At 71.2% G+C, this 14,392-nt stretch carries 13 protein-coding genes and 1 pseudogene; 5 read left to right on the plus strand and 9 right to left on the minus strand.

From position 1 onward, the window contains the following. Nucleotides 1-102 precede the first annotated feature (102 nt). From GPY60_RS19170 to GPY60_RS19180, 3 genes are all read right to left on the minus strand, one after another. Complete coding sequence (locus tag GPY60_RS19170) at nucleotides 103-1,089, minus strand: L,D-transpeptidase (RefSeq protein ID WP_156689272.1); 987 nt, start codon at nucleotides 1,087-1,089, stop codon at nucleotides 103-105. A gap of 86 nt (nucleotides 1,090-1,175) precedes the next feature. Further along, nucleotides 1,176-2,432: an MFS transporter gene (locus tag GPY60_RS19175; protein WP_156689273.1), complete on the minus strand. Its 1,257-nt coding sequence runs from the start codon at nucleotides 2,430-2,432 to the stop codon at nucleotides 1,176-1,178. 115 nt (nucleotides 2,433-2,547) lie between these two features. Continuing rightward, complete coding sequence (locus tag GPY60_RS19180) at nucleotides 2,548-2,838, minus strand: metal-sensitive transcriptional regulator (protein WP_156689274.1); 291 nt, start codon at nucleotides 2,836-2,838, stop codon at nucleotides 2,548-2,550. A 76-nt stretch (nucleotides 2,839-2,914) separates the two neighbouring features. Between GPY60_RS19180 and ilvD the strand changes: the two genes are divergently transcribed. Next, nucleotides 2,915-4,615 (plus strand): dihydroxy-acid dehydratase, encoded by a 1,701-nt coding sequence (gene ilvD, locus GPY60_RS19185; protein ID WP_156689275.1) that lies wholly within the window; start codon nucleotides 2,915-2,917, stop codon nucleotides 4,613-4,615. 6 nt (nucleotides 4,616-4,621) lie between these two features. Next, a complete protein-coding gene (locus GPY60_RS19190; RefSeq protein ID WP_156689276.1) occupies nucleotides 4,622-5,605 on the plus strand; it encodes an NAD(P)H-dependent flavin oxidoreductase in 984 nt (327 codons plus the stop codon). Here the strand turns inward: GPY60_RS19190 and GPY60_RS19195 are convergent. Further along, nucleotides 5,602-6,261, minus strand: coding sequence for an O-methyltransferase (locus GPY60_RS19195; protein ID WP_231639726.1), 660 nt, complete (start codon nucleotides 6,259-6,261; stop codon nucleotides 5,602-5,604). The genes GPY60_RS19190 and GPY60_RS19195 overlap by 4 nt on opposite strands. 116 nt (nucleotides 6,262-6,377) lie before the next feature. Here GPY60_RS19195 and mymT point away from each other — a divergent pair, with 116 nt between their 5' ends. Further along, a complete protein-coding gene (gene mymT / locus GPY60_RS19200) occupies nucleotides 6,378-6,539 on the plus strand; it encodes a metallothionein MymT (protein ID WP_156689289.1) in 162 nt (53 codons plus the stop codon). Nucleotides 6,540-6,569: 30 nt separating this feature from the next. Here mymT and GPY60_RS19205 read toward each other — a convergent pair whose 3' ends face one another. From GPY60_RS19205 to GPY60_RS19220, 4 genes are read right to left on the minus strand one after another with little or no spacing between them, the layout of a single operon-like run. Next, on the minus strand, nucleotides 6,570-8,645 hold the full coding sequence (locus GPY60_RS19205; protein WP_156689290.1) for a beta-glucosidase: 2,076 nt from the start codon (nucleotides 8,643-8,645) through the stop codon (nucleotides 6,570-6,572). Nucleotides 8,646-8,689: 44 nt separating this feature from the next. Then, entirely contained in the window at nucleotides 8,690-9,193 is a 504-nt protein-coding gene (locus GPY60_RS19210; protein ID WP_156689278.1) for a TIGR04338 family metallohydrolase, read from the minus strand. Beyond that, nucleotides 9,190-9,939 (minus strand): DUF2786 domain-containing protein, encoded by a 750-nt coding sequence (locus tag GPY60_RS19215; protein ID WP_156689279.1) that lies wholly within the window; start codon nucleotides 9,937-9,939, stop codon nucleotides 9,190-9,192. Before GPY60_RS19215 ends, GPY60_RS19210 begins: the two co-directional genes overlap by 4 nt. A gap of 45 nt (nucleotides 9,940-9,984) precedes the next feature. Continuing rightward, entirely contained in the window at nucleotides 9,985-10,827 is an 843-nt protein-coding gene (locus GPY60_RS19220) for an alpha/beta hydrolase (protein WP_156689280.1), read from the minus strand. On the opposite strand from GPY60_RS19220, the pseudogene GPY60_RS19225 reads away from it, so the two are divergent. Beyond that, nucleotides 10,772-11,901 (plus strand): annotated as a pseudogene (locus GPY60_RS19225) (sigma-70 family RNA polymerase sigma factor). The gene GPY60_RS19220 and the pseudogene GPY60_RS19225 overlap by 56 nt on opposite strands. Further along, on the plus strand, nucleotides 11,898-13,295 hold the full coding sequence (locus GPY60_RS19230) for an alpha/beta hydrolase domain-containing protein (RefSeq protein ID WP_156689282.1): 1,398 nt from the start codon (nucleotides 11,898-11,900) through the stop codon (nucleotides 13,293-13,295). The pseudogene GPY60_RS19225 and the gene GPY60_RS19230 overlap by 4 nt, the downstream one beginning before the upstream one ends. Here GPY60_RS19230 and GPY60_RS19235 read toward each other — a convergent pair. Beyond that, nucleotides 13,292-14,392, minus strand: a 1,101-nt coding sequence (locus GPY60_RS19235) for an NAD(P)H-dependent amine dehydrogenase family protein (RefSeq protein WP_156689283.1), incomplete at its 5' end; no start/stop codon positions are given. The genes GPY60_RS19230 and GPY60_RS19235 overlap by 4 nt on opposite strands.

Here is a 14,392-nt window from a genome sequence, read left to right on the forward strand (position 1 = left end):
GAGTGTAACCACGCAGGCGGCACGCCGAGCGACGCCGCCACCACTACACACTCAAGGCCAGGAACGCACACTCAAAGCGCGCAGGCGGCCAAGCGGCCGGCGCTAGTTCATCCAGTCGGCGGAGCCGTCGTTCTTCTTGTAGTCGCCGCCGGAGGAGTTCTTCACGACGATCGGGTCGCCCGGACCGAAGTTGTCGAAGAACCACCGCGCGTTGGAGGGGCTGATGTTGATGCAGCCGTGGCTGACGTCGCGCTTGCCCTGGTCGTCGACCGACCACGGCGCGCTGTGCACGTAGTCGCCGACGTTGTCGAAGCGAACCGCGTCCTCCACGGTCACCTTGTAGCCGTAGGTCGAGTTGACCGGAACCCCGTAGGTCGAGGAGTCCATCACCACCGACGCCTTCTTGTCCTGCACGTAGTAGGTGCCGTTGGGAGTCTGGTGATTGCCGGACGTCATGCCCATCGACATCGGGAAGGTCTTCTCCACCGTCCCGTTGCGGGTGATCGTCAGCTGGTGGGTGGAGTCGTCCGCCGTGGCGATCAGCGTGTCCCCGGTCTGGAAGCTCATGACCGTGCCGCCGGCGTCGACCGTCACCGCGGTGTGGGCGGGCCAGAAGCTCAGCGGGCGCCAGCGCAGCTGCGTCGGCGTCATCCAGTAGAACTTGCCCGGCACGGGCGGGACGGACGACACGTGCACGGCGTCGATCGCGGCGCCGGCGTCCTCGACGGTCCCGGGGAAGTTGAGGATGATCGGCTGCGCGACGCCCACCGTCGAGCCGGGTTTCGGCACGAACGACGGCGGCCCGAACGGCGCCGTGCCCGTGAACGGCGCGGGGTTCTGCCCGGCAGCGGGACCCGTCGCGGTCGGCTGGGCGAGCGGCGCCGGGATCAGCGGGTTGTTGGCCGGAGGCGGCGCGGCGAAGGGGTCCGGCGGGGGCGCGGGAGGCCCGGGCGGTGCGGCGACCACACCCGGGTCACCGGGTGCCGGGTCGGGGTCCGCCGACGCGAAGCCGGCGCCCAGCACCAGCGAAGCGGCCAACCCGGCTGCGGTCAGAGCGGCGTGAAAGCTTGCCCTCGTCCAGCCCGACATATACCCATCCCTCCAGTCACGGTCTCGACACAGTGTCGCATAGCGCGGCGACGAGCTACTCATTTACGCGGCCCGTACGGGCCCAATTAGGGCCGGTGACCTGCGGAGCTATGAATCGGCTGAGCTTGCGGCGCAACGTCGAGCAGCCGCCTGTTGGCGGCCATGCCCGCCAGCGCGGCGGCCATGAGGCCGGCCGATGCGGTCAGCATGAGCGCCATGCTGCGCTCGTAGAGCAGCCCGCCACCCAGCGAGCCCGCCATGATGCCGACCTGGAACGCGGTCACGTACAGCCCGGAGGCGCCGTCGGGGTCGTCGGCCCCGCTGCGCATGGCGGCGGCCTGCATCATCGGCGACACCGCCGTCGCCATGGCCCCCCACAGCACGATCGCGCACGTGCCGATCAGCACGGTCGCGACGGCGGGCTGGCCGCCGAAAGCCAGCCCCATCAGCACGACGAACACCGCCGTCAGCCCCGCCATGCAGGCGATGATGGCGCCGCGCGGCCGGCTGTCGAGGGGCCGGGCGACCAGGCCCACGGCGACCACCCCCGCGGCGCCGTAGGCGGCCAGCACCCAGGCCAGGTTCGCCCCGCGCACGCCGACGACTTCGCGGATGATGACCACGATGTAGGTGTACGAGACGAAGTGGCCGGTGACGCCGACCATCGTGATCAGGCTGACGATGATCAGCCGCCGGTTGCGGTGGTGACGCGCCCGGGGACCCACGCAGGCGAGCTGGTCGTCGGTGAGCACCATCTCGGGCAGCAACAACCGGGCCGCGACGGTGACGATGGCCGCGGCGACGGTGATCCACACCGCGGCGAGCCGCCAGCCCCACATCAGGCTCATCGCCGCGGTCAGCGGGCTGCCGATGACCAGGGCCAGGCTGGTGCCGATGTAGATCGACATGGTGGCGCGGCCGGCGTGGCTCGGCGGCACCAGGCGGGTGGCGATCGGTGCGATCACCGACCACAGCAGGCCGTGGGTGACGGCGCAGAGCACCCGGCCGGCGGCGAGCACCGCGAAGTTGGGCGCCAGCGCCGAGATGAGTTGCGAGGCGGTCAGGCAGACCAGGCTGACCACCAGCGCTCGCCGCCGCGGCCAGTGCGCCGTCCAGCGCACCAGCGGGAAGGTCGACAGGGCCGCCACCAGCGCATACCAGGACAGCAGCGTCCCGACCAAGACGACGCTGACGTGCAGGTTCCGCGCGATCGACGACAGCGCGCCGACCGGCAGGATCTCGGCCGTGACGTAGGTGAAGGCCGCCGCCGCCAGGACGGCAAGCTGCGCCGCGATGCGTGGCGTCCACGTTCGCGCGGCTGCGGTGGCGGTGTCGGCAGTCATAGGCTCGGGCGCGGGATCTGGCCGGGTGCGGCTGCTTACGCGATCACGCTGCTCCTACCGTACGCACTGCGACTACGGGTTCACGACTTTCTTCGTTTCAACACGCCCCGCGTCGTCAGGAACGAACCAGCCGGGCGATCGCGGCGGAGGCCTCGGCCAGCTTCTCGTCGGCCTGGTCACCGCCCTCGGCCACGGCATTGGTCACGCAGTGGCTGAGGTGCTCGTCGAGCAGGTTCAGCGCCACCGAACGCAGGGCGCTGTTGACGGCGCTGATCTGGGTGAGCACGTCGATGCAGTACTTGTCCTCGTCGATCATCCGGGCGATGCCCCGCACCTGCCCCTCGATGCGCCGCAACCGCTTGGCGTAGTTGTTCTTCTGCTCCGAATACCCGTGCGCGCTCGTCACCCGACGAGTCTATCCCATACCCCGTCGGGGTATGGGCCCTTCGTCTGCGGTGCAGCTCATCCCGCATACTTGAGCGATGGCCACCGAGACCGCCGACATCAAACCGCGCAGCCGAGACGTCACCGACGGCCTGGAGAAGGCCGCCGCCCGCGGCATGCTGCGCGCGGTAGGCATGGGCGACGAGGACTTCGCCAAGCCGCAGATCGGGGTCGCCTCGTCGTGGAACGAGATCACGCCCTGCAACCTGTCCCTCGACCGCCTCGCCAAGGCGGTCAAGGAGGGGGTCTTCGCGGCGGGCGGTTACCCCCTCGAGTTCGGCACCATCTCGGTGTCCGACGGGATCTCGATGGGCCACGAGGGCATGCACTTCTCGCTGGTGTCCCGCGAGGTCATCGCGGACAGCGTGGAGACCGTGATGCAGGCCGAGCGCCTCGACGGCTCGGTGCTGCTGGCCGGCTGCGACAAGTCGCTGCCCGGCATGCTGATGGCCGCCGCGCGCCTCGACCTGGCCGCGGTCTTCCTCTACGCCGGCTCGATCCTGCCGGGCGTCGCCAAGCTCTCCGACGGCACCGAGCGCGAGGTCACGATCATCGACGCGTTCGAGGCCGTCGGCGCCTGCGCGCGCGGGCTGATGCCCCGCGAGGACGTCGACGCCATCGAGCGGGCCATCTGCCCGGGCGAGGGGGCCTGCGGCGGCATGTACACCGCCAACACCATGGCCAGTGCGGCCGAAGCGCTCGGCATGTCGCTGCCGGGCAGCGCGGCGCCGCCGGCCACCGACCGCCGCCGCGACGGGTTCGCCCGCCGCAGCGGCCAGGCCGTTGTCGAATTGCTGCGCCGCGGCATCACCGCCCGCGACATCCTCACCAAGGAGGCGTTCGAGAACGCCATCGCGGTGGTGATGGCGTTCGGCGGCTCGACGCACGCGGTGCTGCACCTGCTGGCGATCGCCCACGAGGCCGACGTCCCGCTCTCGCTCGACGACTTCAGCCGGATCGGTGCCAAGGTGCCGCACCTGGCCGACGTCAAACCTTTCGGTCGCCATGTGATGTTCGACGTCGACCACATCGGTGGGGTTCCGGTGATCATGAAGGCGCTGCTGGATGCGGGCCTGCTGCATGGTGACTGCCTGACGGTGACCGGGCAGACCATGGCCGAGAACCTTGCCGCCATCACGCCACCGGACCCGGACGGCAAGGTGCTCCGCGCGCTGGACAATCCCATCCACCCGACCGGCGGCATCACGATCCTGCGCGGGTCGCTGGCGCCCGAGGGTGCGGTGGTCAAGTCGGCCGGCTTCGACTCCGACGTGTTCGAGGGCACCGCAAGGGTTTTCGACGGCGAACGGGCCGCGTTGGACGCGCTCGAGGACGGCACCATCACCAAGGGCGACGCCGTGGTGATCCGCTACGAGGGCCCCAAGGGCGGACCGGGGATGCGCGAGATGCTCGCCATCACCGGCGCGATCAAGGGCGCTGGCCTGGGCAAGGACGTGCTGCTGCTCACCGACGGCCGCTTCTCCGGCGGCACCACCGGCCTGTGCGTGGGCCACATCGCGCCGGAGGCGGTCGACGGCGGCCCGATCGCGTTCTTGCGCGACGGCGACCGCATCCGCCTCGACGTCGCCAACCACACGCTCGACGTGCTGACCGACCCGGCCGAGTTCGACTCCCGCCGTGAAGGTTTTGTGCCGCCCCAGCCCCGTTACAAGACCGGTGTGCTGGCCAAGTACGTCAAACTCGTCAGCTCGGCGGCGATCGGCGCGGTCTGCGGCTAGTCCTCCATGGATATCGCCGACCGGTTGCGGCTCGACGTTCCCGTCGGCCAGGCCGGAATGGGCGGCGGGCTGGCGCGCGCCGAGCTGGCGGCCGCCGTGGCCAAGGCCGGCGGCCTGGGCACCATCGGCCTGGAGACGCCCCGCCGGCTGCGGGACGGGATCGCCCGGGTGCGCGCCGAGGCCCCCGGCCGCGCGGTCGCGGTGAACCTGTTGCTGCCGTTCCTGCACCGCCGGCACGTCGAGGTCTGCGTCAGTTCGCGGGTGGACGTCGTCGTGCTGGCGTTCGGCGAAAAGCGCGGTCTCATCGGGCATCTCCGCGACGCCGGCTCCCTCGTCTTCGTGATGGTCGGCACCCCGGACCAGGCCCTGGCCGCCGTCGCCGGCGGCGCCGACGGTCTCATCGCCCAGGGCCGCGAGGCCGGCGGCCACCTGGTCGGCACCATGCCCGCACTCGACTTTCTGCCGCAGGCGCTGGCCGTGGCCGGGCCGCGGCCGGTGTTCGTCGCCGGCGGCATCGCCGAGCGGGCCGACACGCGGGCGGCCCTGGCGGCCGGCGCGGCCGGCGTGATCGCGGGGACCCGGTTCCTGATGACGCACGAGGCGAACGCCAACCGCGCATATCAGCGGCGAATCCTCAACGCGGACAAGACGATCGAGACCAACCTGTTCGGGTTCAGCTGGCCGCTGCGGCACCGTGTCGTCCCCAACGACGCGACCCGGCGGTGGTGCCGCCCCGATGGCAGGGCCAAGGCGCTGCCGGCCTCGCTCAACGCGGTGAGCGGCCCGATGTCGGCTTTGGGCTACTTCGACGCCGGCCCGCTGCTGCGGCTGCAATCGGCACGTCGACCGCTCTTCACGCCGTTGGCGCCGGTGGCCGAGATGCCCGACTCATGGGTGGACCGGGCGGCGCTGTACGCCGGGGAGACGGCGCTGCGCATCGAGGACGTCGAGTCGGCCGCCGAGGTGGTCGAACGGTTGAGCCCGCGCTAACGCACCAGCGCCAACGCGAAGCCGTCCCAGCGCTTGGCGCCGACCGTCTGGATCACCGCGGTGTCGAGCCGGGGGTGCTCGCCCATCGCCTGCAGCGTCTCGCGCACCGCCCGCGCCTGCGCGTCGCCGGCCTGCGGCGCCAGCACCCTGCCCTCGCGAACCACGTTGTCCGCCACGATGAGTGCCCCGGGACGCGCCAGCCGGACCGCCCAGTCGAGGTAGGCCGGATAGTTTTCCTTGTCGGCGTCGATGAACACCAGGTCGAACGGGCCGCCGGTCACGCTGGGCAACGTCTCCAGCGCGGCACCGACGAGCACGTCGACGCGGTCGGCGAGGCCGGCACGTTGCAGGTTGGCCCGCGCGACCTCGGCGTGCCGGGGCTCGTATTCCAGCGTCACCACCCGGCCCTGCGGGCCGGCGCCCCGGGCCAGCCAGATGGTGCTGAACCCGCCCAGCGTGCCGATCTCGAGGATCCGCCGAGCCTGCGTGGCCCCGGCCAGCAGGCTGAGGAACTTGCCCTGCTGCGCCGACACCGCGATCGGCGGCAGGCCAGCGGCGTCGCTGGCCTGTAAGGCCGCCGACAGGTCGGGATCGTCGCCGATCAGCGTTGCGTCCAGGAAGGCGTCTACGTCGTGCGGGGTCGGTTCGTTGCTCACCCTCGCCACGCTAGCCGCACGGGGGAAGCCGTGCCCCATCCGGGCTGTTTACCCATACCCCCTTAGGGTATATAGTGACGGGGTGGTCGCCGGCCACCTGCAAGTCTCCGACACAGATAAGGGTGATTGACATGGCGAGTTACGAAGCCGGAACCGTGCTGAGCTGTGGCCACGAGGGCTGCGGCTGTCGGGTGCGGATCGAGGTTCCCTGCCACTGCAGCGGCGCCGGTGAGGCCTACCGCTGCACGTGCGGCGACGAGCTGACCCCCGTCCAGTAGGCACACCGGCCGGCCGCGCGTCGGGCTCGTTCAGCGCCCGAACGTGCGGCCGGTCAGCGCCACCGGCGCGGCCAGCCGCCACGTGGCGGCCGAAATCCCCACCGCTACTCGGTGTTCGCCGGGCTCGATGCGCCAGCATCCCGCCCCGCCGTCGTAGCGGGCGAGCAGTCGCGAGTCGGCCTCGATCGTCACCCGCCGGCCCTCACCGGCCCCGAGTTCGACACGCCGGAATCCCAGCAGCCGCAGGCGCTGCCCATCCGGAGCGGCGGTCAGGTACAGCTGGGGCACGTCGGCGCCGGCCCGGTTGCCGGTGTTGACGACGTCGAAGCTGGCGGTCACCGTGTCGCCGCCGGTGACCACGAGGTCGCGGTAGTCGAATGTCGTGTAGGACAGGCCGTGACCGAACGCGAACAGCGGGTCCCGGCCGGTCCTGGCGAACCAGCGATAGCCGACGTCGGCGCCCTCGGCATAGTCGATGGTGCTGGGCGTTCCCCACGCCGCGTCCCGGCCGGGCAGCTCCGGGCGCGGCGTCTGCTCGAGGCTCACGGGGAATGTCACCGGCAGGCGGCCCGATGGGTTAACCTCTCCCACAAGGGTTTCCGCGATGGCCCGGCCGCCGGCCTGACCGGGGTACCACGCCTGGACGATCGCCCTCACGGAATCCGCCCACGGCATCGCGACCGGGTTGCCGGTCTCCAGCACCACCACCGTGTTCGGGTTGGCGCCGCACACCGCGGCGATCAGCGCGTCCTGCCCCCACGGCAGCGACAGGTCCGCGAGATCGAATCCCTCGCCCTCGGCGCGGACCGCGAACACGACCGCGACATCGGCCCGCTGCGCGGCCAGCGCCGCCTCGGCCGGGGCGATGCCGGGATCGAAGTCGATCTGTGCATGGGGCAGAAGCCTTCTCAGCTCGTCCACCGGGCTCGACGGCACCAGGTAGAGGTTGCGCATCCCAGCCTCCAGGCCGGTGCCGCCGATCGGGATCACAGCCGCGAAGCCGCCCGGCGGAACGACGGTGCTCGAGCCGTAACCGGCCGGGACGCCCGCCTGCGCGTAGCCGCCGATGACGGCTATCCGGCCCGCCGATTCCGGCGCCAACGGCAGGATCCCGTCATTGGCGAGCAGCACGATCCCCTCGCGCGCGATCCGCAGCGCGACCTCGTGATGGGCAGCCTCGTCGATTTGTGTCGCGCCGGAGGTGTTGTCCGCTCCCACGGCGAAGACCGACCGCAGGATGCGGCGGACCATGTCGGACAGCCGCTCCCCCGTCAGCCTGCCGTCGGCGTAGGCGGAGCGCAGCGGCTCGCCGAATGCCTCCGCCTGCCACAGCAGGGCGTCGATCTGCGCCCCGCATTCCTGGTCGAGCCCCGCCGTGGCGCACTCCCAGCTGGGCGTCGCGCCCCAGTCCGACATGACCCAGCCACGATATCCCCAGGCGCCCTTGAGGATTCCGGTCAGCAGGGCGCGGTTCGCGGCGGCGTACTCGCCGTTGACCTTGTTGTAGGCGGTCATCACCGCACCCGGCTGCGACCGCTCGATGGCGATCTCGAAGGCCAGCAGGTCGGATTCGCGGTGGGCGTCGGGGTCGATGACCGCGTCCAGGAAGTGCCGGTTGGTTTCGTTGCAGTTCAGCGAGAAGTGCTTGACCGTCGAGACGACGCCCTGCGCCTGGATGCCGTTGACCGACTCCGCGGCCATCGTGGCCGTCAGAAGCGGGTCCTCCGAGAGGTATTCGAAGTTGCGGCCGTTGCGCGGGTCCCGCGCGAGGTTCATCGCACCGGCGAGCTGGACGTTGAACCCGCGGCTGCGGGCCTCGCGGCCGATCACCTCCCCCGCGGCCCGGGCGAGCGACGGGTTGAAGCTTGCGGCCAGCGCCAGCCCGGCCGGCAGCGCGGTGGCAGTGTCGCCCGGCCGGAAGCCGGGATTGGTGACGCCCAGCCCGGCGTCGCTCATCAGCAACGCGGGCACGCCGAGACGCGGCACCCCCGGCACGTAGCCCGCGCTCATTGGGGTGCCCGGCGGGATGCGTTCGTCGCGCACCGGCCACATCTCACCGGCGCCCATCACCCCGACGAGCAGCGAGAAGCGCTCGTCGTCGGTCATGCGGGCCTCGACCTCACGCGCCCGGGCGTCGGGATCCAACTCGCTCACCGCACACCCTCTTTCGCGTAGACGACGCGCAGCACGTGCCCCAGCTCGGGCCCCATGACCAGTTCGGTCAACGCGCACAGCGTGGCGACGAACTCCGGCCCGTGCGCCGGCTCGGCCCGGCACAGGTGATGCGCCACCTCGTGCAGCACCACGAGCTCACGCAGCGCCCAGTCGGCGGTGTCCCGGTCGGGCACCGCGATCACGCCCGTGCCGTCGCGGTATTCGTAGTGCGCCGCGGTCGCCGCCCGCCGAGGCCGGATCTTCAGCGGCGGCACCGTCGGCCACCGGTGCCGCACCGCGGGCAGGGCGAGCACGTCGTCGACGTAGCGCTGGACGGCGGCGATCGACCCGAACCGGCCCTCCGGCGGAAGCGTCAACTGCGTGCCGAAGAACTCCAGCACGGGCGAACCGTGCTCGGCCGCGCGGTCGAACAATGTCCGGACGAACTCCTCGGCGGCGTAGACCTTGGCCCTCTGCGAGTCCCTGGTGCCCGGGCTCACCGGCCCAGCGCGCCGCGGGCGCCGGGCAGCTCCGGGCTGTTCCCGAGGCGCGCCCGCCGGCCCGCCCGATCGCCCGCGCGCCGGGCGGCCGACGAGTAGCCGGCCGACGCCCGGCTGGCATACCAGGTGCCCCGCGCCTTCGACGCGCCGCGGTAGAAGTCGTGGAGCTCGAGCTCCTTGTTGCGCAACGCGATCGCGGTTCCGGGCGGGCGTCGGCGATCCCTGGTGGCCTCGCTGCGGGCCTCGTCGCGCGCCTCGGCCAGGCGCTGGCCCACGCGCGCCCCGAAGGCCAGCTGGAAGTTGAGCCGGGCGGTGATGGTCGGCGTCGGCCGGTGCGCGCCCGTGGCGAGGTAAGCGTCCGACGCGCGCACCATCTGGACGACCAGGCTGGCGTACAGGGCGTGGGTGGCGTCGATGTCCTCGGGAAATCCGTACGCGTAGAGGAAGGCCGAGTTAGACGCCACGTCGCAGCGCACGTCATTGGCCGCGGCGATCACCACGAACAGCTGCACGTAGGTCCGCAGGCCCTTGCTGCCGGCCGTGCCGATGGTGATGGTGCGCTGGGTCGGGGCCTGCGCGGCCGAGCGCTTGTCACCGTGGGACCGCGCCACCGCCAGGTCGATGGACGCGGCCGTCGCCAACCGCTGCGCGGCGCTCATGAAGGCGTCGGCCTCGTGCGCGTTGTCGGTGCCTTCGGCCTGACGCAATAGGGCGGCGATGCGGGCCAGCATCTTGTCGTCCGTCATACGCGCCAAATTACGGCAGCCCGGCGACACTCCGCTCGCGGCGGCTCACAGCCGTTTTGAGATCCAGGCGACCACGTCGCCCAGCACCTGCGCGCGCTCGGGCTCGTTGAAGACCTCGTGATACAGGCCGGGATAGACCTTGAGCTGGACGTCGGTGGACCCCACGCACTCGACCAGGCGGCGGCTGCCGGCGACGGGGATCAGGCGGTCGTCGGAGCCGTGCACCACGAGCAGCGGCGCGGTCAGCGCCGGGGCGCGCCGCGGCATGGTCTCGCCGACCTGCAGCAGCGCGCGGCCGATGCCGGCGGGCACCTTCCCGTGGTACACCAGCGGGTCGGCCTTGTAGGCGGCGACGACGGCCGGGTCGCGCGAAATCGCGTCGACGTCGAGTTCCTCGACGGGCAGGCCCGGCACGACCGCACCCAGCACCCTGGCGGCCAGCCGCTTCGGCGGCGAGATCTGGTCCTGGGCCGCCACGGCCGGGCCCGAGAGCACCATCAGGTCGTAGTTGTCGGGCCGTTCGACCCCATACGCGAAGACGATCCCGCCGCCCATGCTGTGCCCGAGCACGATGCACTTCAGGCCCGGATGCTCCCGGGTCGCGATGCCCACCAGCGTGTCGAAATCCGCCGTGTACTCGGTGATGTCCCGCACCAGCACCCGCTTGCCGCCCGAGCGGCCGTGACCGCGGTGGTCCAGCGCGTAGGTGACCAGACCTGCGTCGCCGAAGCACTGCGCCACGTGGTCGTAGCGGCGGGCATACTCGCCCAGGCCGTGGGACAACACGACCACCGCGCGCGGTGCGCTGTCCGGCGTCCACACGTCGTACACGATGCGCACGCCGCCGACGCCGTCGAAGTCCCGTTCCGTGCGGGTGGTGGTAGTCATCACGGGCCAGCGTAGTGGCTGGCGGGGCGGTCTTCCCTTTTTGGCTGTCGGCCTCAATGCGTAGGCTCATGCCTCGTGGAGCTCCTTGCGGAAAACATCAAAGGCTCCGGCGCCGCCCGGGGTGATTTCTCGGCCGACGCCGAGCCCTACCGCCGCGAACTGCTCGCGCACTGCTACCGCATGACCGGATCGGTGCACGACGCCGAGGACCTGGTGCAGGAGACGCTGCTGCGGGCGTGGAAGGCCTACGACCGTTTCGAGGGCAAGTCGTCGATGCGGACCTGGCTGCACCGCATCGCCACGAACACCTGCCTCACCGCGCTGGAGGGCCGTCAGCGCCGGCCGCTGCCCACCGGGCTCGGCGCCCCGAACGCGGACCCCACCGCGGACCTGGTCGAACGCGCCGAGGTGCCCTGGCTCGAGCCGCTGCCCGACCTGGCCGACGACCCGGCCGACCCGTCGGTCGTGGTCGGGTCGCGCGAGTCGGTGCGGCTGGCGTTCGTGGCCGCGTTGCAACACCTTTCACCTCGCCAGCGGGCGGTGCTGCTGCTGCGCGACGTGCTGCAGTGGAAGGCCGCCGAGGTGGCCGAGGCGGTCGGCACCAGCACCGTCGCGGTCAACAGCCTGCTGCAGCGGGCCCGCGCCCAGCTGGAAGCCGTCCGGCCCAGCACGGAGGATCGGTTGCCGGCACCCGACTCCGCCGAGGCGAAGGACCTGCTGGACCGGTACATCGCCGCGTTCGAGTCCTACGACATCGATCGGCTGGTCGAGCTGTTCACCGCCGAGGCCATCTGGGAGATGCCGCCCTACACCGGCTGGTACCGGGGCGCACGCGACATCATCACGCTGATCCACCAGCAGTGCCCCGCCGAGCATCCCGGCGACATGCGCATGATCCCCCTGACCGCCAACGGCCAGCCGGCGGCCGCCATGTACATGCGCGCCGGGGAGGTGCACGTGCCGTTCCAACTGCACGTGCTCGACATGGTCGACGGCCGGATTTCGCACGTGGTCGCCTTCCTCGACGGCGCGCTGTTCGCCAGGTTCGGGTTGCCCGGTTCGCTATTGCAATGACGCCGATCGTCACCCCCGCGCCCGGCAAACCGTTCCTGCTGTTGGGCGCCTACGACATTGGTGACGTCGGCTACGTCGCCGAGGAATTCTTCGTGTCCGGGACCGCCACCTCGTACGCCGCGGCCGGCGAGTTGGGCCCAGACGGCCACTGGCCGGTAAACCCCTCCGCCACAGCCGATTACACCACCCGGATCGCGGCGCTGACCCCGGCCGACCCCGCGCGGTTCAACGGGACGGTGCTGGTGGAATGGCTCAACGTCAGCAGCGGCATCGACGCCCCGGCGGTGTGGATGATGGCGCATCGTGAGGTCGTCCGCTCGGGCTACGCGTACGTCGCGATCTCGGCGCAGCGGGTCGGCGTGGAGGGCGGCACCAGCATGCTCGGTGCGGACATGTCCCTCAAGAGCCACGACCCGGCGCGCTACGGCGGCCTGCACCACCCCGGCGACGCCTTCGCCTACGACATCTTCTCGCAGGCCGGGGCCCTGCTCGGAAGTGCCGGCGCCAGCGGAATTATGCGCGGCCTGCGGCCCCGGCACGTCATCGCGCTGGGCGAGTCCCAGTCGGCCATGTTCCTCACCACCTACATCAACGCGGTCGACCCGCTCGCGGGGGCGTTCGACGGCTTCCTCGTCCACTCGCGGTTCGCGGCGGGCGCGCCCCTCGACGGCAGCTCCATCTTCGACGAACACCGCGCGCGGCAGGCGGTCGCCTTCCGCCGGGACCTGCGCGTCCCGGTGCTGACGGTCATCACGGAGACCGACCTGTTCAGCGCCGCCCGGGAGGGCTACTACTTCGCCAGGCAGCCCGACCACGAACGGTTGCGCGTCTGGGAGATTCCCGGCGCCGCACACGCCGACAACTACACGATCATGGTGGCGCCCATCGACAGTGGTTCGGCACCGATCGACGACCTCGCCGCCGCCTACGCGCCCACCGACACCTTGATGGGACAACGGCTTTCGCACTACATCAACTTCGCGCCGCAACACCACTACGTCGTCCAGGCCGCGCTCGGCGCGCTCAACGCGTGGGTGGGCACTGCCGCGCCGCCGCCGACGGCCAGACCCATCGAGGTGCGCGACACCGAACAGCCGCAGCCGGTTCTCGACGCCAACGGCCTCGCGCGGGGCGGGGTCCGTACCCCTTGGGTGGACGTCCCGATCGCCCGGACGACCGGATTCGGCGGGACCGAGAGCCACATGTCCGCGATCTTCGGCTCCGGCGAACCCTTCGACACGGCAACGCTGAACCGCCTCTACCCGAACGGTATTGACGATTACCTACCGCGTTTCACCGCGGCGCTCGACGAGGCCATCGAGGCGGGTTTCGTTCTCGCCGCCGACCGCGCCGAGATCCGCGAGCTTGCGGCCGCCATGTACCCGAAGGGCTAGAACAGCCGGCTGTCCGGCGGGGGTCCGGGCACCGGGCGGACGAGGCCCCGTCCGGTGACGAGCGGAAGGTCCAGGGCCGACAGCAGGCCCGGCGGCGCCGCACACACCGCGGGAATGGCGTTGACCATCCGCGAGGCGCCCGCCATCCGCGCCCCGAGGTCGTGGTCGTAGTCCTCGGCCATCTCGAATTCGCAACGCATGCTCGGCGATCCGTCGATCTCGACGCGATAGAGCCCGCGGCCCGACGCCGCCCCGTAGCCGAGATCCTTCGGCGGGATAGCGATGTGGGGTTGTGGCCAGTCGGGGGCGATGTCGTCACGCATGCGGGTCACGTGGTCGAGGACGAACGTGGCCTTGCCGCCGACGTAACCGGTCAGCGTCGAGCGCATCGCCGCGATCGTTCCGGCCGCGATGTGCCCGGTCGGGGTGTCGAACGCCTCGCCGGCGGGCACCCGCTCGACGCTCTCGTCGATGTGGTCGATCGTGACGCCCAGCCCGGCGGCCAGTTGGTGCAGCACGGGACCCCAGCCGAACGCGAACATGCCCGGCTGCGCGGCGAAGGCCCGGCACTCCGGCGGCTGGCCGAACCCGAGGATCTCGTACACCGCCGACTTGTCCGGGTAGGTGGCGTAGTTGAACATCTCCGTCACCCGCACCGACTCGATCGACCGCGACACACCCGTAAGCGTCAGCGGCAGAATGTCGTTCGCGAACCCGGAGTCGATGCCCGTGGTGAAGAATGATACTCCCCCATCGAGCGCCGCCTGGCGCAACGGATCGGTCAGTGCACCGTCGACCGCGTCGGGGAACACCAACGGCACCACCGAACACGACACCACGTTCTTGCCCGCCCGCAGGATCGCCACCATGTCCGCCACCGCCTCGAGCGGTCGCAGGTTCGCGCCGGCGGCGTAGACCACCGCGTCGGCGTCACCGGCGAGCAGCGCCGCGGGGTCCTGTGTCGCGACCACCCCCACCGGTTCGGCCCCGCACAACTCCCCGGCGTCGCGCGCCGCTTTCGCGTCGCTGTGCACCACGAGGTCGACCAATTCCAACTGCGGGTGGTCGATCACCCCGCGCAGCGCGATGACCCCCAT

Origin of the sequence: Mycobacterium sp. Marseille-P9652, assembly GCF_902652685.1 — a bacterium.
GTDB lineage: Bacteria > Actinomycetota > Actinomycetes > Mycobacteriales > Mycobacteriaceae > Mycobacterium.

Bases quoted from the DNA above. Each gene is read 5' to 3' on its own strand.
- GPY60_RS19170 (WP_156689272.1), bottom strand. From the start codon at position 1,089: ATGTCGGGCTGGACGAGGGCAAGCTTTCACGCCGCTCTGACCGCAGCC.
- GPY60_RS19175 (WP_156689273.1), bottom strand. From the start codon at position 2,432: ATGACTGCCGACACCGCCACCGCAGCCGCGCGAACGTGGACGCCACGC.
- ilvD (WP_156689275.1), top strand. From the start codon at position 2,915: ATGGCCACCGAGACCGCCGACATCAAACCGCGCAGCCGAGACGTCACC.
- GPY60_RS19190 (WP_156689276.1), top strand. From the start codon at position 4,622: ATGGATATCGCCGACCGGTTGCGGCTCGACGTTCCCGTCGGCCAGGCC.
- GPY60_RS19205 (WP_156689290.1), bottom strand. From the start codon at position 8,645: ATGACCGACGACGAGCGCTTCTCGCTGCTCGTCGGGGTGATGGGCGCC.
- GPY60_RS19215 (WP_156689279.1), bottom strand. From the start codon at position 9,939: ATGACGGACGACAAGATGCTGGCCCGCATCGCCGCCCTATTGCGTCAG.
- GPY60_RS19220 (WP_156689280.1), bottom strand. From the start codon at position 10,827: ATGACTACCACCACCCGCACGGAACGGGACTTCGACGGCGTCGGCGGC.
- GPY60_RS19230 (WP_156689282.1), top strand. From the start codon at position 11,898: ATGACGCCGATCGTCACCCCCGCGCCCGGCAAACCGTTCCTGCTGTTG.